Here is a 25,964-nt window from a genome sequence, read left to right as displayed (position 1 = left end):
CAGTGGAGGCGCATTATAGGGAGTTCTTCCGGGCTGACAAGTATTAATTGCAAAAAAATAACCGAGCGTTTCTTTTTTGAACAACAGACGAAAAAGCACGCTACCATTGCTGCTTTCTTAGCCCAAGCTCCGTATTTTCCAGCCCGTTTTTAGCAAAGTGCCTAATTTTGCCTGATGCTATTCTCTATTCTCTGCCGCTTTTCTTTTTGGCTGCGTTAACAATAAAAGAAGAAGGATGCTTAATGATCAAATCTGCACGCAGTATGGCCGGTTTGCCCTGGATTGCTGCGATGGCCTTTTTCATGCAGTCGCTTGATGCAACCATACTGAATACTGCTCTTCCGGCGATTGCCGATAGTCTTCAACGTTCTCCGCTCGCCATGCAGTCAGCCGTGATCAGCTATACCCTGACAGTCGCGATGTTAATTCCGGTCAGTGGCTGGCTGGCCGACCGCTACGGCACACGTAAAGTCTTTATCGTTGCCGTTTCGCTTTTTACCTTTGGATCGCTGATTTGCGCCTTGTCCGGCACCCTGACGGTATTGGTCATCTCACGTATTATCCAGGGGATTGGCGGAGCCATGATGATGCCGGTGGCTCGTCTTGCATTACTGCGCGCCTATCCGCGCAGCGAACTGTTGCCGGTATTGAATTTCGTGACGCTGCCGGGCCTGGTCGGTCCGGTTGTCGGCCCTTTGCTGGGCGGCGTTTTAGTGACTTACGCCACCTGGCACTGGATCTTTTTGATTAATATTCCTATCGGCATTCTCGGCATCGTTTACGCCCGTAAATATATGCCGGACTTCACCACGCCGCGTCGTCGCTTCGATCTGCTGGGCTTTATCCTGTTTGGTTTTGGTCTGGTGCTGCTTTCCTGCGGCATTGAGCTATTCGGCGAGAAAGTGGTTTCCAGCGCCATTGCCGCCGCTGTTCTGCTGACCGGCATCCTGCTGTTGCTACTTTATATTGCCCATGCCCGCCGCCATCCAACGCCGCTGATAGGGCTACCGATGTTTAAAACGCGTACCTTTTCTATCGGCATACTGGGGAATATCGCTTCCCGCCTGGGCACCGGCTGCGTGCCGTTTTTAATGCCGCTGATGCTGCAGGTCGGCTTTGGTTATTCGGCGATTGTGGCGGGCTGTATGATGGCGCCAACGGCAATTGGATCGATGCTGGCAAAATCGACGGTTACCAGCGTCTTACGCCGGCTGGGTTACCGCACCACGCTGGTTGCGATTACGATGATTATCGGCCTGTTCATCGCCAGTTTTGCGCTTCAGTCGCCGGGCGAACAAATCGCCGTTCTGCTGTTGCCGCTGTTCCTGTTGGGGATGGCGATGTCGACGCAGTTTACTGCGATGAATACCATTACGCTGGCCGATTTAACTGATGAGAACGCCAGCAGCGGTAACAGTATGCTGGCGGTAACGCAGCAGCTGGCTATCAGCTTTGGCGTTGCCGTCAGCGCCGCCGTGTTGCGCTTCTATGAAAACTTCGGCGGAACCACTGTTGAGCAGTTCCATTCCACCTTCCTGACGATGGGCGTAGTGACCATTCTGTCCGCGCTGGTGTTTATGCTGCTCAAACCGGGCGACGGTCGCCACCTGATTAGCGATCGCGAGAAGCGCCGTAAAAAAGCTTAACGCTGAGCGACCGATTGACGCTCAACCAGTTCCGGCGTCAGCACCAGCCTTTGCTGGCTGCCGCCGGGCGATTTCAGGCGATGAATTAAGGTATCGATAGCCAGTTCGCCCAGCTCATCCTTTGGCTGATGGATAGTGGTCAGCGGCGGCGTCATATAACGCGCCAGCTCAATATCGTCATAACCCATTACCGCAATATCTTCCGGGATGCGCAGTCCGGCCTGGTAAAGCGCATGATAGGCGCCCACTGCCATTGCATCATTGCTGGTAAATACCGCCTGCGGACGCGTTTTACACGCCAGCAGGGCATTCATTCCGTTAAAGCCGCCCTGAAATTCAAAATTGCCATCAATAATATAGTCCGGCGGTAAAGCGAGACCGGCAGCGGCCATCGCTTTTTTAAAGCCGTCCAGACGCAACCGCGCCGGCGTTTTATCCAGCGGCCCGGCGATACAGGCAATGCGCGTATAGCCGCGCGCAATAAGGTAATTAGCCGCCAGCTCGCCACCGAGCAGCGAATTATCCTGAATAATATCGCTGCCACCTTCAAAGGGTGCCCAGTCCATCATGACGGACGGGATGCCCGGATAGCGCGTCAGGATATCGGCAGAGGGCAGATGGCTTTCCGTACACATAATCAGCAGACCATCAACGCGCTTTTGCAGCAGCGTTTCCAGACTACGATTCATGCGGTCTTCATCACCTTCGGTATTGCACAGCACCAGACTATAACCGCGCTCATAACAGCTGTTTTCCACCCCGCGCACCACTTCAGCATAAAAGGGGTTACTGCTGGCGGTGAGCAACATGCCGATAGTATGCGTCTGGTTGATCTTCAGGCTGCGCGCCAGCGCTGACGGCGCATAATTTAACTCACGGATCGCCGCTTCGATTTTCTCGCGTATCGCAGCGCTGACAAAACGGTTGTTATTAATGACGTGCGAAACCGTTGAGGTCGAGACGCCCGCCAGCCGGGCGACATCCTTCATCGTGGCCAATCCGCTTACTCCTGCTGCTGCAAAAAGCGGTCAATCTCTTCGCGCCACGGCACCGAAGGCTGCGCGCCAGGACGTGTTACCGCAATCGCCGCCGCCGCATGGGCGAAACGCACCGCCTGCGGCATCGGCTGCTGTTCCAACAGCGCGGTAATTAAAGCGCCGTTAAAGGTATCGCCCGCGGCGATGGTATCAACCGCCTGTACGCGGAAGCCGGGAATACGCTGGCCTTTACCGTTTTCGCTCAGCCAGACGCCACGTCTGCCCAGGGTAATCAGCACCTGCCCGATCCCTTTCGCATGCAGTACAGCAGCGGCGCGCGCGGCATCTTCATCGTTTTTTACCGCAATGCCGGTCAGCATTTCCGCTTCGGTTTCATTGGGCGTAATCATATCCACCAGCGCCAGCAGTTCATCGGATAATGGCGCAGCGGGAGCCGGATTGAGGATGACCTTCGTTTGATGCTGATGCGCAATTTTCGCCGCCGCCAGTACGCTTTCCGGCGGGGATTCCAGCTGCATCAGCAGCGCGGACGCATCGGTAATCACCTGTTGATGCTGCGCCACGACGTCCGGCGTCAGCGCGGCATTGGCACCGGCATGAATCGCAATGCTGTTTTCGCCTTCGCCGTTAACGAAGATCAGCGCGACGCCGGTGGTAGCCTGTTCAATAACCGAGACGGAAGAGATATCGATACGATCGACGGCCAGCTGTTGCCGAATACGCTCGCCAATATCATCGGCGCCCACACAGGCGATAAACGCAATATCAGCGCCGCTGCGACCGGCAGCTACCGCCTGGTTTGCTCCTTTGCCGCCAAAAGCGACCTGATACTGTTTCCCGATCACCGTTTCGCCCGGACGGGGAAACTGCGCCAGATTTAAAATATGATCGGCATTGATGCTGCCAAGTACAGCGAGTTTAGCGGATTGCGTCATTCGGGGTTCATCCAGAAAAGTGCGCCACCTGAACGGTGGCGCGTTGCCCTGCTTTTCTTTGTTATTTGGTAACCAGCTTCAGATCGACCGGATTGATCGCCTGTACTTTCTCGCCTTTTAACGCTTTGTCAGCGATCTGTACGCCTGTTTGACCAATTTTTTCCGGCATCTGCGCTACGGTCGCGGCCAGTTTGCCGCCTTCAACGGCTTTAACCCCGTCTGCGGTGCCGTCGAAGCCCACGACCACCACATCAGATTTGCCGGCAGTTTGCAATGCTCGTAATGCACCCAGTGCCATTTCATCGTTCTGGGCAAACACCGCCTGCACATCCGGATGCGCCGTCAGCAGGTTCTGCATGACGTTCAACCCTTTGGTGCGATCGAAGTCAGCTGGCTGGCTGGCCAGAATCTGGAATTTATGCGCATCGGCCGCCTGCTTAAAGCCTTCACCGCGTTCACGCGCGGCAGACGTACCGGCGATGCCCTGCAGCTCGATAATTTTCGCGTTATCGCCCAGTTTCTTCGCGATAAAGTCACCGACCATTTTACCGCCGAAACGGTTATCGGATGCGACATGGCTGATCACTTTACCCTGCGCCGCCACGCGGTCCAGCGTAATCACCGGAATATTCGCCTGGTTGGCCATTTTAACCGCATTGCCGACCGCATCTGAATCGGTCGGGTTGATCAGCAGCAGTTTGGTGCCGCGTACGGTCAGATCCTGCACGTTCGCCAGCTCTTTCGCCGGGTTATTTTGCGAATCCAACACCACCAGGTTGTAACCCAGCTTATCCGCCTCTTTTTGTGCGCCATCTTTCAGCGAAACGAAGAATGGGTTATTCAGAGTAGACACCACCAGCGCGATAGTATCTTTTGCCAGCGCGTTGGCGCTAAGCGTGGCGCCGAGCAATACCGCCAGTGCCGTCAGTTTTTTCATTTTCATCTTTATATCCTTAGAGGTAAGCGCTATTTACTGCTTTTGTTATCCACCAGCACCGCCAACAAAATCACCACTGCTTTGACGATCATCTGATAGTAGGAGGAAACGCCCAACAGGTTCAGGCCGTTATTCAGGAAGCCGAGGATCAGCGCGCCGATCAGCGTGCCCATAATACGGCCCTTGCCGCCGGCCAGGCTGGTTCCGCCCAGCACCACCGCCGCGATGGCGTCCAGCTCATAGCCGGTTCCTGCGGTCGGCTGCGCCGAGGAAAGACGCGCCACTTCGATGGTGCCAGCCAGCGCCGCCAGCATACCGCTCAGCGCGTAAACAATGATTTTGACGCGATTAACGTTAATGCCCGACAGACGCGTTGCGGCTTCGTTACCGCCCAGCGCATAGATATAACGACCGAGGCGCGTATGGTGCAGCATGTACCAGGCGGCGAAAAAGACGATCGCCATCAGCCATACCGGCGTCGGAATGCCCAGCGGACGGCCGATGCCGAACCAGCCAAACAGATCGGCGTTATCGCTAAAGCCGGTATTGACCGGACTGCCGTTGGTATAAACCATGGTGACGCCGCGCAGCAGCAGCATCATCACCAGCGTGGCGATAAAGGCCTGCACTTTGCCTTTGGCGACAATGGTGCCGGTGATGGCTCCGACGAAGGCGCCCAGCCCCAGCGCGGCGGCGACGGCGACTAAAGCGTTAACTTCCAGCCCAACGATCGACGCGGCCACCGCGCCGGTCAGCGCCAGCAGCGAACCGACGGAAAGATCGATGCCGGAGGTAAGGATAACCAGCGTCATACCGACCGCCATAATGGCGTTCACCGATGTCTGCTGCAGAATGTTAAACAGGTTATTAACGGTAAAAAAGTTCGGGCTTTGGCTGGCAACCACTGCAATCAGCACAATCAGGGCAATCAGCGATTTCTGCTCCAGCAGCCAGGCCTTGCTGAACCAGCGGCGGCGGGCTGGTAAGGTTTGCGTACTCATAAATGGGCTAACTCCTCGCTGTGTTGCTTGCCAACGGCGGCGGCCATCAGGACTTCCTGCGTAGCCTGTTCAGTGGAAAACTCGCCGCTCAGGCGGCCTTCATGAATAACCAGAATGCGATCGCTCATGCCCAGCACTTCCGGCATTTCCGAAGAGACCAGAATGATGCTCAGCCCTTCTTCTTTGAACTGGTTAATAAGCTGATAAATCTCTTTCTTGGCACCTACATCAACGCCGCGCGTCGGCTCATCAAGGATCAGCACGTTGGGCCGCGTCATCAGGCCGCGCGCAATGGCGACTTTCTGCTGGTTGCCACCGGAAAGCAGGCCGATGGTTTGATCCATGCCCGGCGTTTTAATGTTGAAAAGACGTATAAAATCGTTGACCGCCAGCTGCTCGGCGCCGTGCTTTAAGGCGCCGCCGCCGTTGCTGAAATAGCGCAGCGCGGTCAGCGACATGTTTTCTTTTACCGACATGCCCAGCACCAGGCCATCGCGCTTGCGGTCTTCCGAGATATAGACGATGCCGTTTGCCAGACCATCCTGTGGCGTGCGGATAGCCAGTTCGCGGCCATTAAGCAACACCTGGCCCGCGCTACGCGGCAGCGCGCCGTACAGCATCTTCATCAGTTCAGTACGTCCGGCGCCCATCAGCCCGGACACGCCGAGGATCTCACCTTTGCGCAGCGTAAAGCTGACATTATTGATGCCCGGCCCGCTGAGGTTTTTCACTTCCAGACACACATCGCCCGGTGCTTTATCCAGGCGAGGATATTGATCTTCCAGCTTACGCCCAACCATCATCTCGATCAGCGAAGCTTCCGTCAGCGAATCGACGCTGCGTTCGGCAATAAACTGTCCGTCGCGGAAAACCGTTACGTCATCGCAAATTTCAAAAATTTCTTTCATGCGATGGGAGATATACACAATGCCGCAGCCCGCCGCTTTAAGCTCATTGATCACCCGAAACAGCGATACGGTTTCGGTATCGGTCAGGGCGTCGGTCGGCTCATCCATCACAATCACTTTTGACTCAAAGCTCAGCACCTTGGCGATTTCCACCATCTGCTGATCGCCAATAGAGAGATCGCCCACCAGCCGGTGGCTGCTAAACCGCAGGTTTAGTCGCTTCAACAGCGCATCGGCTTCAGCATGCATCTTTTTCCAGTCAATGCGGCCCAGGCCTTTCGTAAACTCACGCCCCAGAAAAATATTTTCCGCAATCGACAGCTGCGGAATCAGGTTCAGCTCCTGATGAATAATGCCAATACCCGCTTCCTGCGATGCTTTTGGCCCGCTGAAATGCGTTTCTTCGCCCAGCCACTGCAGCGATCCGGCGTCACGGCTATAGATGCCGGTCAGCACCTTCATCATGGTGGATTTGCCCGCGCCGTTTTCACCCACCAGCGCCATCACGCGGCCCGGATAGACGGAAAGCGACGCGCCGTTAAGCGCCTTCACGCCCGGAAAGGACTTTTCGATGCCTTTTAATTGCAGTAGCGGTTGCATGGCAGCCTCAGAAGGTCACGCCAGCAGTCAGGATAATATTCGCGTAGGGCGTACATTCCCCGCTGCGAACCACGGCCTGGCTGCGTTGCGTTAAAGTTTTGAATTGCTCGTGCGGCACATAATCAATCGTGATGACGTTGCCCTGTTGTTTTTCCAGCGCCTTTAACAGCGCGACCAGTTCAACGTGGAGCGCCGCATTATGGCTGCGGATCTCATCGGCAATAACGGCGCTTTCCACCTGCATTTCATGTGTGACGGCCTGCGCCACCTGCAAGAAGCTGGGAATACCGTGCGTGACAGCCAGATCGATGCGCTGCGGGCCTGCCGGAATCGGTAGTCCGGCATCGCCAATTGTCAGGCTATCGGTATGCCCGAGGCGGGAAACTACGGCGGAAATATCCGCGTTGAGTAAGGTGCCTTTTTTCATCATGCGCTCCTGGGCGAAACGTTTCGCTGAGCGCGATTCTCAGAAAAAGCGGTGAATAAGACAACAGGAAGGTAACGGAATTGTGATCGTTATCGAAACGTTTCGCTCGCTGCGAAAAAAATTTGATTTAAGCGATGAGGCGGGCCGAAAAAGGCCCGCAAAGAAGGGATTAACTGAAGACCATACCGCCATCGATCAGCAGCGCCTGACCGGTCATATAGTCAGAATCAGGCCCAGCCAGGAAAGAGACACAGGCGGCGACATCTTCCGGCTCAGAAAGGCGACCAAGGGTAATGCGTTTGGCAAACTCAGCGGTGCCGTATCCCGGCGGCTGGCCCGCAGCGGCAGAAACCTGACGGTCGATTTCATCCCACATCGGCGTTTTCACAATACCGGGGCAGTAAGCGTTTACCGTAATGCCCAGCGGCGCCAGATCGCGCGCGGCGGTCTGCGTCAGGCCGCGTACCGCAAATTTACTGGAGCTGTAGACCGCCAGTTCCGGGTTACCAACATGGCCGGCCTGGGATGAGGCGTTAATGATTTTGCCGCCGTGGCCCAGCGCTTTAAAGGCTTTTACCGCCGCCTGAATGCCCCAAATCACACCTTTCACATTGATGTTGTAAACCTTATCAACGATTTCCGGCGTAATATCTTCGATAAGCGTTGTAGGCGCCACACCAGCGTTATTAACAATCACGTCAAAGCCGCCCAGCTGCTGTTGCGCCTGTTCAACCGCCGCAAAAACCTGCTCGCGATCGGAGACGTCCGCCCGCAGCGCGACGGCTTTGCCGCCCTGCTGCGTAATCTCATCGGCAACCTGACGCGCCGTTTCCGCATTGTAATCCACTACCGCAACGGCAAATCCATCCTTCGCCAGCCGTAGCGCAATGGCTTTCCCGATGCCCTGACCGGAACCGGTCACTAATGCAACTTTGCTTTCCATAACTGCTCCTTGCTGAGTTGATAAAACCTGATTACAGGATCTGGCTCAGATGCAGCTGCCCCATCAATTTGGGGTTGTCGGCATAATCCACCGGCACCGCAACGACCGCAGGCCCCTGAACATCCATCGCCTTACGCAGCACTGGCTCCAGCTGATCGGCGCTTTCCACCGCAAACCCCGCTGCGCCAAAGGCTTCCGCATAGGCTTTAAAATCAATCGGGCCGAACTTCACGCCGGACACGCGCTGATATTTCTGTTCTTCCTGAATCGCCACCATGTTGTAGGCGTTATCGACCCAGATAATGTGCAGCACGTTAGCGCCCAGACGCACCGCAGTTTCCAGCTCCATGCTCGACTGCATAAAGCCGCCGTCGCCGGAAACCGAAACCACTTTACGGCTCGGATCCACCAGCCAGGCGCCAATCGCCCACGGCAGCGCAACCCCCATGGTCTGCTGGCCGTTGGAGATCATGATCTGACGAGCGCGGAAGCTGTAAAGGTAACGGGCGATCCAGATATGAAAGCTGCCCATATCCACGGTCAGCGTCACGTCGCTGTTAATGATGTCCTGCATGGCACGCACGATACGTAGCGGATGCAGGGCAAACTGATTCAGCTGATGACCGCGCATTGCCAGCAGTTCGCGCTGCTGTTGCCGATCTTTCAGGATTTCCGCCGACTCCGCGCTCAGGTGCAGCGGCGCTTCAATACGGGCGGCAAGTTTTTCCAGCGTGGCGGCGATGTCACCAATTAGCTCAACGTCCGGCTGATAGCAGTTGTCGGTTTCCGCATGCAGAACATCGATATGCACCAGTTCAGCGTTACCGCTGTTCCATTTCGCCGGTTCATACTCCACCGGACTGTAGCCGATGGTGATAATTAAATCGGCCTGACGCAGCAGGCGATCGCCCGCCTGGTTATTAAACAGGCCCACGCGTCCGGCAAAGCGCGAGAAGTGAGATTGCGATACCGCACCGGCAGCCTGATAGGTGCTGGTCACCGGAATATGGCTGCGCTCCAGCAGGCGATGCAGCGCCGTCGCGTTTTGCGGCTGGCTGGCCATCAGGCCAAGCAGGATAATTGGGTTTTTCGCTTTGGCGATCTTATCGGCCACGGCGTTTATGGCGCTGTCTGGCGCAGAACCCAGCAGCAAATCGCCTGCAGGTGGCAGCACATTACCGCGCACCGGCCCGTCGACAATATCCTGCGGCAGGCTGATAAATGCCCCGCCCGGACGTCCCAGCTCCGCATAGCGGAAGGCATTGGCGATAATTTCGCCCAGCGCATCCGGCGCGCCGACTTCTACTGCATATTTGGTGATCGGTCGGAACATGCCGACGGTATCCATGCTCTGATGCACCAGCTTGGCGCTATCCGCGCGTTTCACCGCGCCGCCCAGCGCGACCACCGGATCGCCTTCTGAGGTGGCGGTCGCCATACCGGTAATCAGGTTGGAACAGCCGGGACCGGAGGTCACCAGCGCCACACCCGCTTTACCGGTCAGGCGTCCTACCGCTGCGGCCATAAAGGCCGCGTTGGCTTCATGGCGAACCGGGATGGTCTGAATCGAGGAATCCACCAGCGAATCGAAAACTTTATCGACCTTCGCGCCGGGAATACCGAAAACCTGTTTCACGCCCTGCGCCTCCAGCTGGGCGACAATTAAATCGGCGCCGTGCGCCCATTCTTTCTGCATATCGCTTTTCATTATTTCTCCTTTGGCGAGCGGTTAGCTTTCTACGGCGCGAATAGCGCTATCGAGATCGGCCGGATTCAGGTTGGCCTGCAAAAAGTCACGATCTTCCGGCAAATCGACCACCAGCTTGCTGATGGCGCCGAAGGTCAGCACGCCGGACTCCAGGCTATAATCAAGAACGTGACCGCCACCCTGACGATCGTCAGTAATGAAATGTTCGTGGTAGCCCGCCACGTTGATGCCCTGCATATACTGCGGCGTGCGAAAACCAATCAGCACGCCGTCGCGCTGCTCAAAATGGAAGGTAGGCTGCTGGGCAACCGCTTCCATCATCGGTTTATAAGGGCGGTGCTGACAGGGCACGGTGCGCGTTTCCACCAGCCGAAAGCGGCCATCGATACGTAAGGCACAAAACTGATTATCTGAGGTGACATGCTGATTAATGATTTCATGCACCGCATCCCGATCGGCGACGCCGTCAAAACGATGCTGATACTGAGGCCGGAAGAAAGTCATCACCGCAAAGGGCGTCCGCTGGTTCGGTTGCGCGGCATTGGCACTACCGTCGGCGCGCAGCTGATAAACCTGACTATTGAAGGCGATCATTTCGCCATCGAGATGGTTAAAGGTTCCCAGACCGAAATCGCCTTTTTTCAGCAGGTCAGCAATGGTCTTTGAACCTTCATAAACGCCGCTCAGCAGGGCGCTCATCAGCGAGGTCTGATAGATTACACTTTCTGGTTGTTCAGTGCGCAGCTTACTGATGGTTTCAGTTAGCTCTTTCTCGCATAAACAATCACTTACAGAATGTGACATAATTCTCCCTCTGCATAAAAGGTTAACACCGATTAACTATATGTTGACTCGATTCAGTGGGAGGATCCAATATAGAAAGCAGTTCACTTTGAGACGTTTTAGATATGGAACTACGGTATCTGCGTTATTTCGTTGCCGTTGCACAAACCCGCAATTTCACGCGCGCAGCGGAGCTGTTGGGCATTTCTCAGCCGCCACTAAGCCAGCAAATCTTGCGGCTGGAGCGAGAGATTGGTACGCCGTTGCTTAAACGACTTACGCGCGGTGTAGAACTCACGGAGGCGGGAGAAGCATTTTATCAGGACGCTTGCCAGATCCTCGATCTGACCGGGCATGCACTGGAGAAAGCGAAAGGGATCGCACGCGGCGTAACGGGAAAGCTGTCGCTGGGATTTGCCAGCTCGGTCGCTTTTCATCAGGATATATTTCGCCTGCTGCATAGCTTTCAGCAGCAGTTTCCATCGGTAACGCTGTTACCGCGCGAAGCCAGTATGTCCTCGTTGATGCAGGATTTGCAGGAAGGATTGCTGGACGCCGCTTTTGTGCGCCTGCCCTGTGAAACCAGCAAGGCGTTTCATCTGAAGCTGATCGCCAGCGAAAAGATGCAGATTGTCCTGCACGATTCCCATCCGCTTAGCGCGCAACCGCAAATTCCGTTATCACAGTTAAGCGATACGCCAATGGTTATGTTTCCACGCGACATCGCGCCCAGCCTGTATGAATCTATTATCAGCGCCTGCGTGCGGGCGGGCTTTCAGCCGCAAACCGGCCCGCAGGCGCCCCAGCTGTCTTCCATTATTAGCATGGTCGCCGCTGGATTCGGCTTTGCTTTAGTGCCGCAATCGCTCAGTTGCATTGCCATGCCAAACGTCAGTTTTCATCCCTGTCTGGAAGCTTCGCTGACCACCGATATTGCGCTGGCCTGGCGGCGTTGGGATCGTTCGCCTACATTACAGCATCTGCTGGAGACGCTGGCAAAGCAGCTGAGCGAGAAGGATTAGCCGTTAATTTTACGCACCTGTTTAACTTCCAGCTGTGCATCGTTAAAGGCTTTATCCAGTTCGCCTTGCAGTTCAACTTTATCGCCTGGCGCTACGCTCTGGCCTTTCCAGTCTTCGTCATCGATTTCTACGGAAAGCGTGCCGGTTTCATCGCGGAACAGATAGTCATCATCGCTGAGGCGTTTCTCAATATGTCCGCGTACGGTCACCCAGCTGTCATCCTTCATCTCTTTCGCTTCTTTTACCGTGACCACATTTTCCGGTCCTTTGAAGCCGCCCTTCTGAACCTGGGTCGCAGGCGCGTTCGGATCGACAAAGCCGCCGGTTTGCGCCGCTAATGCCGGCATTGTAAACAGAGCAAGAATCGCAACCATTGCAGCATGCTTTTTCATCAGATTTCCCTCTTTAGTAAATGACTCGGATAGACGCTTATAAGTACAGCACAGGGTTCTTAACAGGATCTTAAGGAAAACAACTTTTTTGTCAGTTTGCGGCTCGTCAGCAACAATTGCCGCCTTCTTCTGTACAAGCGAATCACTTTTTCCGTATAACGGCGACAGCGAAGCCAACAGGGAAGTATCTATGCGAATTCTGTTAATTGAAGACGATCGTTTGATTGGTGACGGCATTAAAGCCGGGCTGGGAAAGCTGGGCTTCAGCGTTGACTGGCTGACCGACGGTGAACAGGGCATGGCGGCACTGGATGCTGTTACTTATGACGCCGTGGTGCTGGATCTTACGTTGCCGCAACGGGACGGCCTGGAAATTTTACGGAGCTGGCGGCACCGGGGCGAAGATATTCCGGTACTGATATTAACGGCGCGCGACGCAGTAGCACAGCGGGTAGAAGGGCTGCAGCAGGGCGCGGATGATTATCTCTGTAAGCCGTTTGCCCTTAGCGAAGTTGCGGCTCGCTTGCAGGCGCTGATTCGCCGCCGTCACGGCCAGCTGCAGCCGATGCTGACGCACGGCGCGCTGACGCTCGATCCCGCCGCCCGCACGGCAATGCTTAACAATGAACCTGTCGAGCTTAAGCCTCGTGAGCTGGCGCTTCTGGAGCTGTTTATGCTTAATCCGTCGCGGGTGCTGACGCGAGCGCAGCTGGAAGAAAAGCTGTATAGCTGGGAACAGGATGTCTCCAGCAACGCGGTGGAAGTGCATATTCATCATCTGCGTAAGAAGCTCGGCAGCGCCGCCATTCGCACCGTGCATGGCGTGGGTTATACGCTGGGAGCTGCGGAATGAAGCGGCTAAGCCTGCGCACCCGGTTAGCCATCGGCTTTTTGCTGTTAACGGCAATATGCTGGGGAGCCGCCAGCGTCAGCGCCTGGTATCAGGCGCGCCACACGATTAACGAGCTGTTTGATACTCAGCAAATGCTGTTCGCAAAGCGCCTGATTGCGCTGGATCCCACTGAGCTAAGCCGCTCATCCCTGCCTGAAACCAAAAAGATCCTGACTGAACATCGCGGCGCGCAAGAGGATGATGCTCTGGCGTTTGCCATTTTTACCCGTGACGGCAAACGGATTTTCGACGATGGCGATAACGGCAAAGATTTTCTGTTTGAGCCTCATGTTCGGGGTTTTCACGACGGCAAGCTGCGTGATGATGACGATCTCTGGCGTATTGTGTGGCTGGATACGCCCGACCGACAGTATGTGGTCGCTGTGGGCCAGGAGTGGGAATATCGCGACGAAATGACAACCGACGTGGTTCAAAGCACCCTGCTGCCGTGGCTGTTTGCGCTTCCCGTTATGATCGTGCTGTTGCTTTGGCTGTTGCATCGCGAACTGGCGCCGTTAAAGCAGATCGCCCACCAGCTACAGCAGCGTTCGCCAGAGGATGACTCAACGCTCAACACCAGCAAGCTGCCCTCTGAAGTCAGGCCGATAGTCGATGCGTTAAACGGTTTGTTTTCGCGTATTCACCAAATGCTGCAGCGCGAGCGCTGCTTTACCTCCGATGCCGCGCATGAATTGCGCAGCCCGCTGGCTGCGCTAAAGGTACAAAGCGAAGTGGTGCAGCTGGCGCACGACGATGCGGAAATGCGCCAGCATGCGCTGCTTAACCTTGATGCCGGTATTCATCGCGCTACCCGGCTGGTGGATCAGCTTTTGACGCTTTCCCGACTGGATGCGCAGCGGGCGCTCACTGAAAGCGAAACGGTCAATCTGACTGAGCTGTTGCAGCAGGCCATTATTGAACATGATACGGAAGCGCAGCGGGCCGGGATGATTCTGAGACTGGAAAACCAGAGCGGTGAAGCACATCTCTGCCGGGGGCATCCTTTGCTGCTCTCCCTGTTGCTGCGCAATCTGTTGGACAATGCGATTCGTTATGGTCGTCCAGGCGGCACGGTCTCGGTAATCCTGCGACCGCATCAGCTGGAGGTTAGCGATGATGGACCTGGCGTGAGCGAAGCAGCGCTGCAACGCATTGGCGAACGCTTTTATCGCCCGCCGGGGCAGGAAAAATCAGGAAGCGGGCTGGGATTATCCATCGTGCGGCATATCGCCAGCATACACGGCATGAAAATGCATCTGGTGAATCGTTCACAGGGCGGCTTCAGCGTAATTTTCGATCTGCCATAAGAAAGGCAGGAAGCGTTGGCAAACAGCCAGTAACAGGCCGGCACAGAGAGTGCAGACCGAGGGTAAAACGCGCCATTTATGACGGCGCGTCCTTTGCCGGGAGACGTTACTCTTGTCCGCCTTCCCACGCTTTACATTGGCCGTTAGCCTGCCGGAAGGCAGCCGCAAACAGACGCTGCAGCGTTAAATTTCAACCTGCGTTCCCAACTCAATAACCCGGTTCGGCGGAATTTCAAACTGATCGGGCGCGCGCAGGGCGTTACGCTGCAATGCCAGAAACAGCTTGCCGCGCAGGTGCAGATACCAGGGCCGTTTGCCGATAATCAGCGATTCATGCGACATAAAGAAGGAGGTTTCCGTCATGCGGCAGTTAAGCCCTTCCAGTCCGCAGCGGTGGAAAATCTCTTCCATATTCGGCGTCTCGCGCCAGCCATAACTGGCGACTACGCGCCAGAACGTCGGCGAGAGCTGCTCAATGGTGACGCGGCGAACGTTATGTACGTAAGGCGCATCTTCGGTACGTAACGTCAGCAGCACCACGCGTTCATGCAGGACTTTGTTGTGTTTAAGGTTATGCAGCAGCGCAAAAGGAATCACATTCAGCGCACGCGACATGTATACCGCCGTACCCGGCACGCGCACCGGCGGTGATTTCTCCAGCGAGTTGATCATCGCTTCCAGCGAATTGCCATGCTCATGCATCCGGCGCAGCAGACGGAAACGCTCGCTTTTCCAGGTGGTCATGATGATAAACATCGTTAACCCCAGGCAGAGCGGCAGCCAGCCGCCGGAGAAAACCTTAATCAGGTTGGCGGAGAACAGAGGAATATCAATGCACAGCAGCCCTACCAGGATCAGCGCCACCAGCATACGATTCCAGTGCCAGTTTTTAATCGCAACCGTACAAACCAGAATTGAGGTCAGGATCATGGTGCCGGTGACGGCGATACCGTAAGCCGCCGCCAGGTTACTGGAATGCTCAAAGCTGATAATGACAATCAGCACTGCGTAATAGAGCAGCCAGTTAATGACGGGAATATAGATCTGACCTGACTCCTCTTCGGAGGTATGGATAATGCGCATCGGCGGCAGATATCCCAGGCGAACCGCCTGGCGCGTCAGCGAGAAGACGCCGGAAATCACCGCCTGCGAAGCAATAACCGTGGCCAGCGTCGCCAGGATCAGCATCGGAATCAGCGCCCAGTCCGGCGCCAGCAGGAAGAAGGGGTTTTTAATCGCTTCTGGATGTTTCAGCAGCAGCGCGCCCTGGCCAAAATAATTCAGCACCAGTGACGGAACAACGACGCTAAACCAGGCAAGGCGAATCGGTGTTTTGCCAAAATGTCCCATATCGGCGTACAGCGCTTCGACGCCGGTAATCGCCAGCACCACAGAGCCCAGCGCGAAGAAGGAAACCTGCTTATATTCCAGGAAGAAATGAATCGCCCAGGCAGGATTCAGCGCGTGCAGCACTTCTGGGTTATTTAAAATGCTGCGGGCGCCGAGAATGGCCAGCACGCCAAACCACAGCAGCATAACCGGCGCAAACAGCTTGCCGACCATGCCGGTACCGTGCTTTTGAATAATAAACAGCAGCGTCAGAACGGTAATTGATAAAGGAACGATATAGGGATCGAGCGACGGCGCGGCAATTTCCAGCCCTTCTATCGCTGACATTACCGAAATAGCTGGCGTAATCACGACCTCGCCGTAAAAAAAGCTGCCGCCTATCAGGCCCATAATGACCAAAATGGCCGTCGCGCGTCCGCCAGTATTGCGGCCCGCCAGCGACATCAGCGTCAGAATGCCGCCTTCGCCGGCGTTGTCGGCGCGCATAACATAGCTAATGTATTTCAGCGACACGACCAGAATCAGCAGCCAAAAAATCAGAGATAAAAAGCCAAAGACGGCGTCGCGCTCTACGCCAAAACCGAACTGCCCGGAAAGGCACTCACGTAAGGTATAAAGCGGACTGGTGCCAATATCCCCGTAAACCACGCCTATTGCCGCCAGGGTTACCGCGGCAAGCGGCTGCTTCTTTTCAGAGCTCATAATTTCATCTTTTGTTAGAGCGTGGCGACGCATCTCTGCGTACCGCTCAGGCCATCAAAAAGCGCACAGTATGCCTAATTTTCCGCAAAAGCCCACCCCTGAGCGCTGACGGCTTTTGACAATATCAGGCAATAAAAGCGCCGTTTCACCCTTTCACGATAAAAAAGCTGACGGCTATCAACGCTTTCAAGCATGATAGCCAGTAGTGTTTGCGCTCGCTAATCAGGTATGCGCGTGCAGTAGTAACAGGATAATTGACTGATTATGGCTCAACCACATTTACTGGCGGAAAGAATTTCACGCCTCAGCAATGCGTTGGAAAAAGGCTTATATGAGCGACATCATGCCATTCGCCTTTGTCTGTTAGCCGCGCTCAGCGGCGAAAGCGTATTTTTACTGGGCCCGCCGGGTATCGCCAAAAGCCTGATCGCGCGTCGCCTGAAATATGCTTTTCAACACGCGCGCGCGTTTGAATACCTGATGACGCGCTTCTCTACGCCGGAAGAAGTTTTCGGCCCGCTTTCCATTCAGGCGTTAAAAGATGAAGGCCGCTATCAGCGGCTTACCAAAGGTTACCTTCCCGATGCGGAAATTGTCTTTCTGGATGAGATCTGGAAAGCAGGGCCGGCCATTTTAAATACGTTACTGACCGCCATTAATGAACGCCGTTTCCGCAACGGCGATTGCGAAGAACGCATTCCGATGCGTCTGCTGGTTACCGCTTCCAACGAACTGCCCGAAGCCGATAGCGGACTGGAAGCCTTGTATGACCGCATGTTGATTCGCCTGTGGCTGGATAACGTTCACGAGAAACATAACTTTCGCAATATGCTGATTCATCAGCAGGATGAAAACGCCAATCCAGTAGACAGCGCGTTGTGTATCAGCGATGAAGAGTATCAGCAGTGGCAGGCCAGCATTAGCCAGGTTTCTTTGCCAGAGCCGGTTTTTGAGCTGATTTTTCAGCTGCGCCAGCGGCTGGAAATCCTGCCGGATGCGCCCTATATTTCCGATCGTCGCTGGAAAAAAGCGATACATCTGCTTCAGGCCAGCGCCTTTTACAGCGGACGTCAGGCGATCGCGCCGGTGGATCTGATCCTGTTAAAAGATTGCCTGTGGCACGATCTCGCATCCATGAAGCTGCTGGATCGGGAAATTGAGGCATTAATCACTCAACAGGCGTGGCAACAGCAACCCATGCTGATCGCGCTTCAGCACATTAAAGCGCGCCGGCTGGCGCTTCAGCAGCAGCAAAGCCTTGAGCGGGCTATCAGGCTGGAAAAGCATGGCGGTATATTTAGCCGTAAAGCGCATTACGAACTGCCCGCAACGCTTAACACAGAGACGCTAACGCTCATGCTGCAACAACCGCTGGTACTTCACGATATGCAGGTCACTCATGTGGTTATCGCCAAAGAGGCGCTGCAGCACTGGCTGCAAAAAGGTGGCGAGGTACGCGGCAAACTGAACGGCATCGGCTTTGCGCAAGCGCTGGATTTACAGGTAGATAATAACGATTGCCTGGCGCTACGAGATATTAGCCTGCAGTCAACACGGCTGGCGCTGCCGGGTGATATGCATAACAGCGCGCTGCCGCCGGAAATCACCACCGCACTGGATGAACTGGAAAGCCAGCTGCGTGCGCAACGGGCGCTATTTACTCAGTATCAACGCTGTCTGTTTATCAGCGATGACTGGCTGGCCCGTATCGAAAACAGCCTACAGGATGTAGCAGAGCAGCTAAAACAAGCCAGACAATGATATCTCTGGATACGCTCAGCGCACTGCTGTCGATTAGCGAAGCCGATCTGATTGAAGATCTGGTGATAGCGCTGCTCGCTTCGCCACAGCTGGTGCTGTTTTTCGAAAAATTCCCCGGCATGAAAAAGGCGCTGATGTGCGATATTCCGCGCTGGAAGGCGGAAATTGCCGAGCATTTAAAAACGACGCTGGTGCCTGCGCCGCTGAATCAGGAATTCAATCTGTTTCAGCATTATCAAACGCTCGATTCGTCCCCCTTCACTGCCGCGCTGCCGACGCTGCTGACAGAGCTTGAGCAATTGGCTTCACCTTTCGCTGAACAGGCGCGCACGCTGATGGAAAACAGCGATCGCCAGCAGATGACGCCCGCGCAGCATACGCTTTTTCTGCAGCGCTGGCGGCTCAGTCTGACGTTACAAACCATGACGCTGAATGAACAACTGTTGGAGCAGCAGCGGGAAAATCTGCTGGCGGAACTGCAACAGCGGATGGCGCTGAGCGGCCAACTGGCGCCGCTACTGGCGGAAGAAGAGGAAGCTTCTGCCGGTCGCCTGTGGGATATGAGCCGTGCCTCTTTAACCCAGGACGATTATCAGCTGATTGTGGAATATAGCGAGTTTCTTGCCGGTCAGCCGGAACTAATGAAGCTGGCGCAGCAGCTGGGCCGCAGCCGCGAAGCCAAAGCGGTCCCGGCAGAAGACGCGCCACTGGAGCCGTTTCATCAGCTGGAACGCGAACCGGCGAATGTGCCGGAAGAGGTTAGCGGCCTGCATCAAAGCGACGATATGCTGCGTCTGTTGCCTGCCGAACTGGCCACCATCGGCATCAGCGAGCTGGAGCTGGAGTTTTACCGGCGGCTGATAGAGAAACGGTTGCTGACCTATCGACTTGAGGGCGAAGCCTGGCATGAAAAAATAACGCAGCGTCCGGTGACTCATCAGCAACAGGAAGCCTGTCCACGCGGCCCCTTTATTGTGTGTGTGGATACTTCCGGTTCGATGGGTGGTTTTAACGAGCGTTGCGCAAAGGCTTTTTGTCTCGCCTTACTGAAAGTGGCGCTGGCCGATAAACGGCGCTGCTACATTATGCTGTTCGCCCATGACGTTATTGGCTATGAGCTGACGGCGGATGATGGCATTGCGCAGGCGATCCGCTTTCTCAGCCAGCGCTTTCGCGGCGGTACCGATCTTGCCGCCTGCCTGGACGCCGTGCTTCAGCAGTTACAGGGAAAAGCCTGGCAGGATGCCGATGCGGTGATCGTTTCCGATTTTATTGCTCAGCGGCTGTCGGAAACGCTGATCAAAGCGGTGAAACAGCAGCAACAACACCAGCAACAGCGTTTTCATGCGGTCGCCATGTCCGCGCACGGGAAACCGGGTATTCTGCGTATCTTCGATCATATCTGGCGCTTCGATACTGGCATAAAGCAGCGCCTGCTGCGCCGCTGGAAACGTTAGCGGTATCGCGGATGGCCACCGTAACGGCCGCGATTGGCTTTGCTTTCTTTTCCGGCAACGGTAGGATGCGTCTGGTCTGCCGGACGCATTTTTATTCCGCCCGGCCGCTTTCTTTCTTCTTTATTGTTAGCTGACCCTGGAGCGTAACGTGGCAGAAACGCTACAACTCGATAATCTGGATCGCGGCATTCTTAACGCGCTGCTGGATAATGCACGTACCGCCTACGCTGAACTGGCCAAGCAGTTTAATGTCAGTCCCGGCACTATTCATGTGCGGGTAGAGAAAATGCGCCAGGCCGGGATTATTAAAGGCACGCGCGTTGAGATCGATCCCAAACAGCTGGGTTATGACGTTTGCTGTTTTATCGGCATCATTCTAAAAAGCGCGCGCGACTATCCGGCGGCGCTGGCCAGGCTGGAAGCACTGGATGAAGTGGTGGAAGCCTGGTATACCACCGGCCACTACAGCATCTTTATTAAGGTAATGTGCCGCTCAATCGATGCCTTACAGCTGGTGCTGATTAACAAGATTCAAACCATCGATGAAATTCAGTCAACCGAAACGCTGATCTCGTTACAGAACCCGATCATGCGTACCATCAAGCCCTGATCTGTGCATAACCTTATCCCAGCCGTGGAGCCGTGTCTGCCAAGCGGATCCACGCCATCGTCCATTATTCATAACCCTGTTTTCCACAGGTAGATCCCAGCCTGATCACAGCGTACAATGCTCGCTCTTGATGACGGCGCGTTGCAGGATCGCACAATGGCAGATATTACCCTTATTAGCGGCAGCACTCTCGGCAGTGCGGAATATGTAGCTGAACATCTGGCGGATAAGCTGGAAGAAGCGGGCTTTTCAACCGAGACGCTGCATGGTCCGGCACTGGACGAGCTTTCTCTTCAGGGGCTGTGGCTGGTGGTTAGCTCAACGCACGGCGCTGGCGAAGTACCTGATAATTTACAGCCGCTTTATGAAGCGCTGGAACAACAGCGCCCGGACCTTAGCGGATTACGCTTTGGCGCGGTGGGCATTGGTAATCGTGAATACGATCTTTTCTGCGGAGCTATTAAGCAGTTCGAGCAGTTGCTGGTCGGCCTGGGCGCGCAGCGCATCGGCGATCGGCTGGAAATTGATGTCCTCGAACATGAGATCCCTGAAGATCCAGCCGAGGTTTGGTTAGAAAACTGGCGTACGCTGATCTAAAACGTGCGATCAAAGCTGGGATCACTGCGCTTTTTTCGTCGGATCCCCAGTTTTTTCCACTCTTTTTTTATCAGGATTGCCCGCAAAGCTGTGGATAACCATGCTCAATAAGGTCTGATAACCGGTAGTTATCCCAAGAACAACCCGTGATGCTTTTTTCAGCTGTGGATAAATAGCCATTTAGATCCCAGCTTATACGGATCAGGATCACCGATCATTCACAGCAAGCGATCCTGAGCAACTGCTTGATCTTCAGATTAAACCCGGCCTTATCCACAGAAAGGGCGGATCCTAATAAGAGATCTAACAGAGAGATCCTTTAAAGAATAAAGATCTTCTTTTAATTACCCCTTCGATCCCGACGCTTTCGTCACGCTATGAATTTGAGTAGAATCCACGGCCCAGGGCAACCCTCCCTGTTCAAATATTAACGAGGTATTTTCCCATGTTTTATCCCGATCCTTTTGACGTCATCGTCATTGGTGGCGGTCATGCAGGCACCGAAGCCGCGATGGCTGCGGCCCGGATGGGTCAACAAACGCTGTTGTTAACCCATAACATCGATACGCTGGGACAAATGTCCTGTAATCCGGCGATCGGCGGCATCGGAAAGGGACATCTGGTGAAAGAAGTGGATGCGATGGGCGGGCTGATGGCCAGTGCGATCGATCGTGCCGGCATCCAGTTTAGGATACTAAACGCCAGTAAAGGACCGGCGGTTCGCGCCACCCGGGCTCAGGCCGATCGCGTGCTTTATCGTCAGGCGGTGCGCACTGCGCTGGAGAATCAGCCCAAACTGATGATCTTCCAGCAGGCGGTAGAGGATCTGATCGTGGAAAACGATCGTGTCGTCGGCGCCGTTACCCAGATGGGACTCAAGTTCAAAGCCAAAGCAGTCGTGCTGACGGTGGGAACCTTCCTTGATGGAAAAATTCATATCGGACTCGATAATTACAGCGGCGGCCGCGCTGGCGATCCGCCATCCATTCCGCTGGCGCGCCGTTTGCGTGAACTGCCGCTGCGCGTCAGCCGCCTGAAAACCGGTACGCCGCCGCGTATTGATGCGCGCACTATCGATTTCAGCGTGCTGGCGCCGCAGTACGGCGATGATCCAATGCCGGTCTTCTCGTTCATGGGCGATGTTTCACAGCATCCACAGCAGGTGCCCTGCTATATCACCCATACCAACGAACAGACGCATGAGGTGATCCGTAATAACCTCGATCGCAGCCCAATGTATGCTGGGGTGATCGAAGGGATCGGCCCGCGTTACTGCCCGTCGATCGAAGATAAGGTGATGCGCTTTGCCGATCGTAATGCGCATCAGATCTTCCTTGAGCCGGAAGGGCTGACCAGCAACGAAATTTATCCGAACGGTATCTCCACCAGCCTGCCGTTTGATGTGCAGATGCAGATCGTGCGTTCGATGAAAGGCATGGAAAACGCGAAAATCGTGCGTCCGGGCTACGCCATTGAATACGACTTCTTCGATCCGCGTGATTTAAAACCGACGCTGGAAAGCAAGTTTATCCAGGGCCTGTTCTTTGCCGGACAGATTAACGGCACTACCGGTTATGAAGAAGCAGCGGCGCAGGGCATGCTGGCGGGTCTGAATGCCGGTCGTTTCTCGGCGGAAAAAGAGGGCTGGGCGCCGCGTCGCGATCAGGCCTACCTGGGCGTGCTGGTTGACGACCTGTGTACGCTTGGCACCAAAGAGCCGTACCGTATGTTTACCTCGCGTGCCGAATACCGTCTGATGCTGCGCGAAGATAATGCCGATTTGCGTCTGACGGAAACGGCGCGTGAACTGGGCCTGGTGGACGATGCGCGCTGGGCACGTTTCAATCAGAAGCTGGAGAGTATCGAACAGGAGCGTCAGCGCCTGCGTGATATTCACGTTCATCCTAAATCGACGGATATTGAACAGGTTAACGCCGCGCTGAATACGCCACTGACGAAAGAGGCCAGCGGCGAAGATCTGTTGCGTCGACCTGAGATGACTTATCAGCGTTTGATGGAACTGGAAGGTTTTGGCCCGGCGCTGGCTGATGAGCAGGCTGCCGAACAGGTTGAAATCCAGGTGAAGTATGAAGGCTACATTGCACGTCAGCAGGAAGAGATTGATCGCCAGCAGCGTAATGAAAACACGCTGTTGCCGGTGGATCTGGACTATCGCAACGTCAATGGGCTGTCGAACGAAGTGATCGCCAAACTTAACGATCATAAACCCAGCTCGATCGGCCAGGCGTCACGCATCTCCGGTATTACGCCTGCCGCGATCTCAATTTTGCTTATTTATCTGAAAAAGCAGGGGCTGCTGCGTAAAAGCGCCTGATGAAAAGGCGGGAAACCGCCTTACGCTGCAAAACGGGCGAACCATGCTGCTGGCTAATTACCGGCCGCACGGTTTGCCCGACTCCTGCCCCGCCTTTAGCTACTGGAAGACGCCGTGATTAATAAACTTACTCAGCTGCTCAGCGCAGCCAACATTTCTCTGTCCGATCAGCAAAAACAGCAGCTGGTAGGCTATGTTGAACTGCTGCATAAGTGGAATAAAGCCTATAACCTGACATCGGTACGCGATCCGCAGGAGATGCTGGTTCGCCATATTCTCGACAGTATCGTGGTGAATCCTTACCTTACCGGCGATCGCTTTATTGATGTTGGCACCGGGCCGGGCTTGCCAGGCGTTCCATTGGCCATTGTTCGTCCTGATGCCCATTTTACGCTGCTGGATAGCCTGGGTAAGCGCATTCGCTTTTTGCGTCAGGTGCAGTTCGCGCTGGGGCTGGATAATATTGAGCCCGTACAGAGCCGGGTGGAAGCTTTTCATAGCGAGCCCGCATTTGACGGCGTGATCAGCCGTGCCTTTGCCTCGCTGAATGATATGGTGAGCTGGTGCCATCATCTACCTAAAAAGGATGGCTACTTCTATGCCCTGAAAGGGCAACATCCCGTCGAAGAAATCGCCGCTTTGCCGCCGCAATATCAGGTTACTGATGTCGTTTCCTTAACGGTTCCTGAGCTGGAAGGGGAGCGACATCTGGTAACTATCCAAATGCTTTAGCTTTTAGTGCGTAAGCGCGGCAGGCAAACGGTTATTTATTGCGCTTTGAGGTGTTTAACAAATAAGCAGTTGATTCGAATTTCTGTGCCCATTTAGCGACGACTATTGTTGCAAAGGCGTTAAATCAGCGCACGGAAATTATCTGAAACTTTCAGCAATATTTAACTGTAATTTTACAAATGATTATCAGATTGATCACTTATGCAGAAGCCGAATTGCCAACAAATAGTCACAGTTGAAAATATATGGGCTTTATCACTCAACAAAAGTAACCATAATTTGTTGTTTAAATTTTTAATGGCGTTGTCAAATTAGGCTTTTTATTGTTCTTCGCAGCATAATAATAGCTTATTTTTAACATCTATATGATTTAAAAAGCTTTTTATACGAAGGGTTTCCGATTTTCTAAGATTATTCCTGCATAATTTGTCAGCATCATATTAATAAATTGTGATCTATCGCACGCTTTCTGAGCGCAAATTTGACGGAATTGTTGTAATAAGCTGGGGCTTTCTTCAATACGCCACTTTTAAAAAATAGGGCTGTCGAAAGAAATTTAAATAATTGTTCACCTTTTCGCTACTTATCGATTGAAATCGCAGGTGCGGCCCGTATAATTTGCTCGTTTTTTGCTGCTTGACTCAAAAGAGTAAAGGCAGTTTTATACGACACGCGACATACCCCGATCGGGGCAGGGGAGTTTCAGCGTCATGTCAGTGTCTCTTTACAGTGTGAAATTAGCACGAGCCGTGCTGCTGTGGCAGCTGGCGACTTTGCTCGTTATCGGCGCGCTGTTTTTTGCCCTTAAAGATTTCACGTGGGGCGCATCTGCCATCGCTGGTGGTCTGGCAGCCTGGCTGCCAAACGTGTTGTTTGTGATTTTGGCCTGGCGCCTGGGCGCGCAAGCACCTGCTAAAGGGCGTATTGCCTGGAGCTTCGCGCTCGGCGAAGCGCTGAAAGTGTTTGTCACCATTGTTTTGCTCATTCTGGCGCTGGGCGTGCTTGATGCGGTGTTCGTGCCGGTTGGGCTGACCTGGTTATCGGTGCTGGTGGTTCAGATTGTGGCACCGGCTGTAATTAACAACAAAGGGTAAGAGGCATCATGGCTGCAGGAGAAATCTCTACTCCGCAAGAATACATAGGTCACCATCTGAATAACCTTCAGCTGGACCTGCGTACTTTCGAGCTGGTGAATCCGCACGACGCTCCGGCGACGTTTTGGGTATTAAATATTGATTCCATGTTTTTCTCCGTGGTGCTGGGTCTTATTTTCCTGGTGCTGTTCCGTAAGGTGGCCAACAGCGTCACCAGCGGCGTACCGGGGAAATTACAGGCTGCTATTGAGCTGGTGGTAGGTTTCGTCGACAACAATGTCCGCGATATGTACCACGGTAAAAGCAAACTTATCGCCCCGCTGGCGCTGACCATTTTCGTCTGGGTTTTCCTGATGAACTTTATGGATCTGCTGCCTATCGATTTCCTGCCATACATTGGTGAGCATGTATTCGGTCTGCCTGCGCTGCGCGTGGTGCCGTCTGCTGACGTTAACGTCACGCTCTCTATGGCACTGGGCGTCTTTATTTTGATTCTGTTCTACAGCTTCAAAATGAAAGGTGTTGGTGGTTTTGCTAAAGAGCTGACCCTGCAACCCTTTAATCATCCGCTTTTCATTCCAATCAACCTGATTCTGGAAGGGGTGAGCCTGCTGTCCAAACCGGTTTCTCTCGGTCTGCGACTGTTCGGCAACATGTATGCGGGTGAACTGATCTTTATCCTGATTGCGGGTCTGTTGCCGTGGTGGTCACAGTGGGTTCTGAGTGTGCCTTGGGCCATTTTCCACATCCTGATCATTTCGCTACAGGCTTTCATTTTCATGGTCTTGACGATTGTCTATCTGTCGATGGCATCCGAAGAGCATTGA

General features: G+C 54.4%; 24 protein-coding genes. 12 read left to right on the top strand and 12 right to left on the bottom strand.

Features of this window, described 5'->3' with window-relative positions:
- The first annotated feature begins 242 nt into the window (after nucleotides 1-242).
- Nucleotides 243-1,646 (top strand): multidrug transporter subunit MdtD, encoded by a 1,404-nt coding sequence (mdtD, locus tag P3C52_RS12570; protein ID WP_275555328.1) that lies wholly within the window; start codon nucleotides 243-245, stop codon nucleotides 1,644-1,646.
- On the opposite strand, the gene rbsR is transcribed toward mdtD, so the two are convergent.
- From rbsR to budA, 9 genes are all read right to left on the bottom strand, one after another.
- Nucleotides 1,643-2,635 (bottom strand): ribose operon transcriptional repressor RbsR, encoded by a 993-nt coding sequence (rbsR, locus tag P3C52_RS12565; protein ID WP_275555333.1) that lies wholly within the window; start codon nucleotides 2,633-2,635, stop codon nucleotides 1,643-1,645. The two genes, mdtD and rbsR, sit on opposite strands and share 4 nt — an antisense overlap.
- Before the next feature lie 14 nt (nucleotides 2,636-2,649).
- Entirely contained in the window at nucleotides 2,650-3,579 is a 930-nt protein-coding gene (gene rbsK, locus P3C52_RS12560) for a ribokinase (RefSeq protein WP_275555326.1), read from the bottom strand.
- Between the two features lie 61 nt (nucleotides 3,580-3,640).
- Nucleotides 3,641-4,516 carry a ribose ABC transporter substrate-binding protein RbsB gene (gene rbsB / locus P3C52_RS12555; protein ID WP_275555332.1) on the bottom strand — a complete coding sequence of 292 codons (876 nt, stop codon included), beginning with the start codon at nucleotides 4,514-4,516 and terminating at the stop codon, nucleotides 3,641-3,643.
- A 29-nt stretch (nucleotides 4,517-4,545) separates the two neighbouring features.
- Complete coding sequence (gene rbsC, locus P3C52_RS12550; protein ID WP_275555325.1) at nucleotides 4,546-5,517, bottom strand: ribose ABC transporter permease; 972 nt, start codon at nucleotides 5,515-5,517, stop codon at nucleotides 4,546-4,548.
- Nucleotides 5,514-7,025: a ribose ABC transporter ATP-binding protein RbsA gene (rbsA, locus tag P3C52_RS12545; protein ID WP_275555324.1), complete on the bottom strand. Its 1,512-nt coding sequence runs from the start codon at nucleotides 7,023-7,025 to the stop codon at nucleotides 5,514-5,516. The genes rbsC and rbsA overlap by 4 nt, the downstream gene beginning before the upstream one ends.
- 7 nt (nucleotides 7,026-7,032) lie before the next feature.
- Nucleotides 7,033-7,452 carry a D-ribose pyranase gene (gene rbsD / locus P3C52_RS12540; RefSeq protein ID WP_275555331.1) on the bottom strand — a complete coding sequence of 140 codons (420 nt, stop codon included), beginning with the start codon at nucleotides 7,450-7,452 and terminating at the stop codon, nucleotides 7,033-7,035.
- Nucleotides 7,453-7,621: 169 nt separating this feature from the next.
- A complete protein-coding gene (locus tag P3C52_RS12535) occupies nucleotides 7,622-8,395 on the bottom strand; it encodes a (S)-acetoin forming diacetyl reductase (protein WP_275555323.1) in 774 nt (257 codons plus the stop codon).
- Between the two features lie 31 nt (nucleotides 8,396-8,426).
- Nucleotides 8,427-10,103, bottom strand: coding sequence for an acetolactate synthase AlsS (alsS, locus tag P3C52_RS12530; RefSeq protein ID WP_275555322.1), 1,677 nt, complete (start codon nucleotides 10,101-10,103; stop codon nucleotides 8,427-8,429).
- A gap of 21 nt (nucleotides 10,104-10,124) precedes the next feature.
- A complete protein-coding gene (gene budA / locus P3C52_RS12525) occupies nucleotides 10,125-10,907 on the bottom strand; it encodes an acetolactate decarboxylase (protein WP_275555321.1) in 783 nt (260 codons plus the stop codon).
- 104 nt (nucleotides 10,908-11,011) lie between these two features.
- Between budA and P3C52_RS12520 the strand changes: the two genes are divergently transcribed.
- Nucleotides 11,012-11,908 (top strand): LysR family transcriptional regulator, encoded by an 897-nt coding sequence (locus P3C52_RS12520; protein ID WP_275555320.1) that lies wholly within the window; start codon nucleotides 11,012-11,014, stop codon nucleotides 11,906-11,908.
- Here P3C52_RS12520 and P3C52_RS12515 read toward each other — a convergent pair.
- The gene (locus P3C52_RS12515) at nucleotides 11,905-12,300 is read right to left on the bottom strand and encodes a NirD/YgiW/YdeI family stress tolerance protein (protein ID WP_275555319.1); all 396 of its coding nucleotides are present in this window, start codon (nucleotides 12,298-12,300) and stop codon (nucleotides 11,905-11,907) included. The genes P3C52_RS12520 and P3C52_RS12515 overlap by 4 nt on opposite strands.
- Nucleotides 12,301-12,490: 190 nt before the next feature.
- Between P3C52_RS12515 and qseB the strand changes: the two genes are divergently transcribed.
- Nucleotides 12,491-13,153, top strand: coding sequence for a quorum sensing response regulator transcription factor QseB (qseB, locus tag P3C52_RS12510; protein WP_275555318.1), 663 nt, complete (start codon nucleotides 12,491-12,493; stop codon nucleotides 13,151-13,153).
- A complete protein-coding gene (qseC, locus tag P3C52_RS12505) occupies nucleotides 13,150-14,499 on the top strand; it encodes a quorum sensing histidine kinase QseC (protein ID WP_275555317.1) in 1,350 nt (449 codons plus the stop codon). The genes qseB and qseC overlap by 4 nt, the downstream gene beginning before the upstream one ends.
- A gap of 183 nt (nucleotides 14,500-14,682) precedes the next feature.
- Here qseC and kup read toward each other — a convergent pair whose 3' ends face one another.
- Nucleotides 14,683-16,551, bottom strand: a complete 1,869-nt coding sequence (gene kup / locus P3C52_RS12500) for a low affinity potassium transporter Kup (RefSeq protein ID WP_275555316.1) — start codon at nucleotides 16,549-16,551, stop codon at nucleotides 14,683-14,685.
- A 264-nt stretch (nucleotides 16,552-16,815) separates the two neighbouring features.
- On the opposite strand from kup, the gene ravA reads away from it, so the two are divergent.
- From ravA to mioC, 4 genes are all read left to right on the top strand, one after another.
- Nucleotides 16,816-18,312, top strand: coding sequence for an ATPase RavA (gene ravA / locus P3C52_RS12495; RefSeq protein WP_275555315.1), 1,497 nt, complete (start codon nucleotides 16,816-16,818; stop codon nucleotides 18,310-18,312).
- Entirely contained in the window at nucleotides 18,309-19,769 is a 1,461-nt protein-coding gene (gene viaA / locus P3C52_RS12490) for an ATPase RavA stimulator ViaA (RefSeq protein ID WP_275555314.1), read from the top strand. Before ravA ends, viaA begins: the two co-directional genes overlap by 4 nt.
- A gap of 148 nt (nucleotides 19,770-19,917) precedes the next feature.
- Nucleotides 19,918-20,379, top strand: coding sequence for a transcriptional regulator AsnC (gene asnC, locus P3C52_RS12485; protein ID WP_275555313.1), 462 nt, complete (start codon nucleotides 19,918-19,920; stop codon nucleotides 20,377-20,379).
- Between the two features lie 156 nt (nucleotides 20,380-20,535).
- Nucleotides 20,536-20,976, top strand: coding sequence for an FMN-binding protein MioC (gene mioC, locus P3C52_RS12480; RefSeq protein ID WP_275555312.1), 441 nt, complete (start codon nucleotides 20,536-20,538; stop codon nucleotides 20,974-20,976).
- 21 nt (nucleotides 20,977-20,997) lie between these two features.
- Here the strand turns inward: mioC and P3C52_RS12475 are convergent, their stop codons facing one another.
- On the bottom strand, nucleotides 20,998-21,156 hold the full coding sequence (locus tag P3C52_RS12475; RefSeq protein WP_275555311.1) for a hypothetical protein: 159 nt from the start codon (nucleotides 21,154-21,156) through the stop codon (nucleotides 20,998-21,000).
- 265 nt (nucleotides 21,157-21,421) lie between these two features.
- Here P3C52_RS12475 and mnmG point away from each other — a divergent pair, with 265 nt between their 5' ends.
- From mnmG to atpB, 4 genes are all read left to right on the top strand, one after another.
- Nucleotides 21,422-23,311, top strand: coding sequence for a tRNA uridine-5-carboxymethylaminomethyl(34) synthesis enzyme MnmG (gene mnmG, locus P3C52_RS12470; protein WP_275555310.1), 1,890 nt, complete (start codon nucleotides 21,422-21,424; stop codon nucleotides 23,309-23,311).
- A gap of 114 nt (nucleotides 23,312-23,425) precedes the next feature.
- Complete coding sequence (gene rsmG / locus P3C52_RS12465; RefSeq protein WP_275555309.1) at nucleotides 23,426-24,043, top strand: 16S rRNA (guanine(527)-N(7))-methyltransferase RsmG; 618 nt, start codon at nucleotides 23,426-23,428, stop codon at nucleotides 24,041-24,043.
- A 710-nt stretch (nucleotides 24,044-24,753) separates the two neighbouring features.
- The gene (atpI, locus tag P3C52_RS12460; protein WP_275555308.1) at nucleotides 24,754-25,137 is read left to right on the top strand and encodes a F0F1 ATP synthase subunit I; all 384 of its coding nucleotides are present in this window, start codon (nucleotides 24,754-24,756) and stop codon (nucleotides 25,135-25,137) included.
- An 8-nt stretch (nucleotides 25,138-25,145) separates the two neighbouring features.
- Nucleotides 25,146-25,964, top strand: coding sequence for a F0F1 ATP synthase subunit A (atpB, locus tag P3C52_RS12455; protein WP_275555307.1), 819 nt, complete (start codon nucleotides 25,146-25,148; stop codon nucleotides 25,962-25,964).

Origin of the sequence: Mixta sp. Marseille-Q2659 (assembly GCF_940807255.1) — a bacterium.
GTDB lineage: Bacteria > Pseudomonadota > Gammaproteobacteria > Enterobacterales > Enterobacteriaceae > Mixta.
This window is presented reverse-complemented; position numbering and strand designations above follow the sequence as displayed.

Bases quoted from the DNA above. Each gene is read 5' to 3' on its own strand.
- mdtD (WP_275555328.1), top strand. From the start codon at position 243: ATGATCAAATCTGCACGCAGTATGGCCGGTTTGCCCTGGATTGCTGCG.
- rbsR (WP_275555333.1), bottom strand. From the start codon at position 2,635: ATGAAGGATGTCGCCCGGCTGGCGGGCGTCTCGACCTCAACGGTTTCG.
- rbsK (WP_275555326.1), bottom strand. From the start codon at position 3,579: ATGACGCAATCCGCTAAACTCGCTGTACTTGGCAGCATCAATGCCGAT.
- rbsB (WP_275555332.1), bottom strand. From the start codon at position 4,516: ATGAAAAAACTGACGGCACTGGCGGTATTGCTCGGCGCCACGCTTAGC.
- rbsC (WP_275555325.1), bottom strand. From the start codon at position 5,517: ATGAGTACGCAAACCTTACCAGCCCGCCGCCGCTGGTTCAGCAAGGCC.
- rbsA (WP_275555324.1), bottom strand. From the start codon at position 7,025: ATGCAACCGCTACTGCAATTAAAAGGCATCGAAAAGTCCTTTCCGGGC.
- rbsD (WP_275555331.1), bottom strand. From the start codon at position 7,452: ATGAAAAAAGGCACCTTACTCAACGCGGATATTTCCGCCGTAGTTTCC.
- P3C52_RS12535 (WP_275555323.1), bottom strand. From the start codon at position 8,395: ATGGAAAGCAAAGTTGCATTAGTGACCGGTTCCGGTCAGGGCATCGGG.
- alsS (WP_275555322.1), bottom strand. From the start codon at position 10,103: ATGAAAAGCGATATGCAGAAAGAATGGGCGCACGGCGCCGATTTAATT.
- budA (WP_275555321.1), bottom strand. From the start codon at position 10,907: ATGTCACATTCTGTAAGTGATTGTTTATGCGAGAAAGAGCTAACTGAA.
- P3C52_RS12520 (WP_275555320.1), top strand. From the start codon at position 11,012: ATGGAACTACGGTATCTGCGTTATTTCGTTGCCGTTGCACAAACCCGC.
- P3C52_RS12515 (WP_275555319.1), bottom strand. From the start codon at position 12,300: ATGAAAAAGCATGCTGCAATGGTTGCGATTCTTGCTCTGTTTACAATG.
- qseB (WP_275555318.1), top strand. From the start codon at position 12,491: ATGCGAATTCTGTTAATTGAAGACGATCGTTTGATTGGTGACGGCATT.
- qseC (WP_275555317.1), top strand. From the start codon at position 13,150: ATGAAGCGGCTAAGCCTGCGCACCCGGTTAGCCATCGGCTTTTTGCTG.
- kup (WP_275555316.1), bottom strand. From the start codon at position 16,551: ATGAGCTCTGAAAAGAAGCAGCCGCTTGCCGCGGTAACCCTGGCGGCA.
- ravA (WP_275555315.1), top strand. From the start codon at position 16,816: ATGGCTCAACCACATTTACTGGCGGAAAGAATTTCACGCCTCAGCAAT.
- viaA (WP_275555314.1), top strand. From the start codon at position 18,309: ATGATATCTCTGGATACGCTCAGCGCACTGCTGTCGATTAGCGAAGCC.
- mioC (WP_275555312.1), top strand. From the start codon at position 20,536: ATGGCAGATATTACCCTTATTAGCGGCAGCACTCTCGGCAGTGCGGAA.
- P3C52_RS12475 (WP_275555311.1), bottom strand. From the start codon at position 21,156: ATGGCTATTTATCCACAGCTGAAAAAAGCATCACGGGTTGTTCTTGGG.
- mnmG (WP_275555310.1), top strand. From the start codon at position 21,422: ATGTTTTATCCCGATCCTTTTGACGTCATCGTCATTGGTGGCGGTCAT.
- atpI (WP_275555308.1), top strand. From the start codon at position 24,754: ATGTCAGTGTCTCTTTACAGTGTGAAATTAGCACGAGCCGTGCTGCTG.
- atpB (WP_275555307.1), top strand. From the start codon at position 25,146: ATGGCTGCAGGAGAAATCTCTACTCCGCAAGAATACATAGGTCACCAT.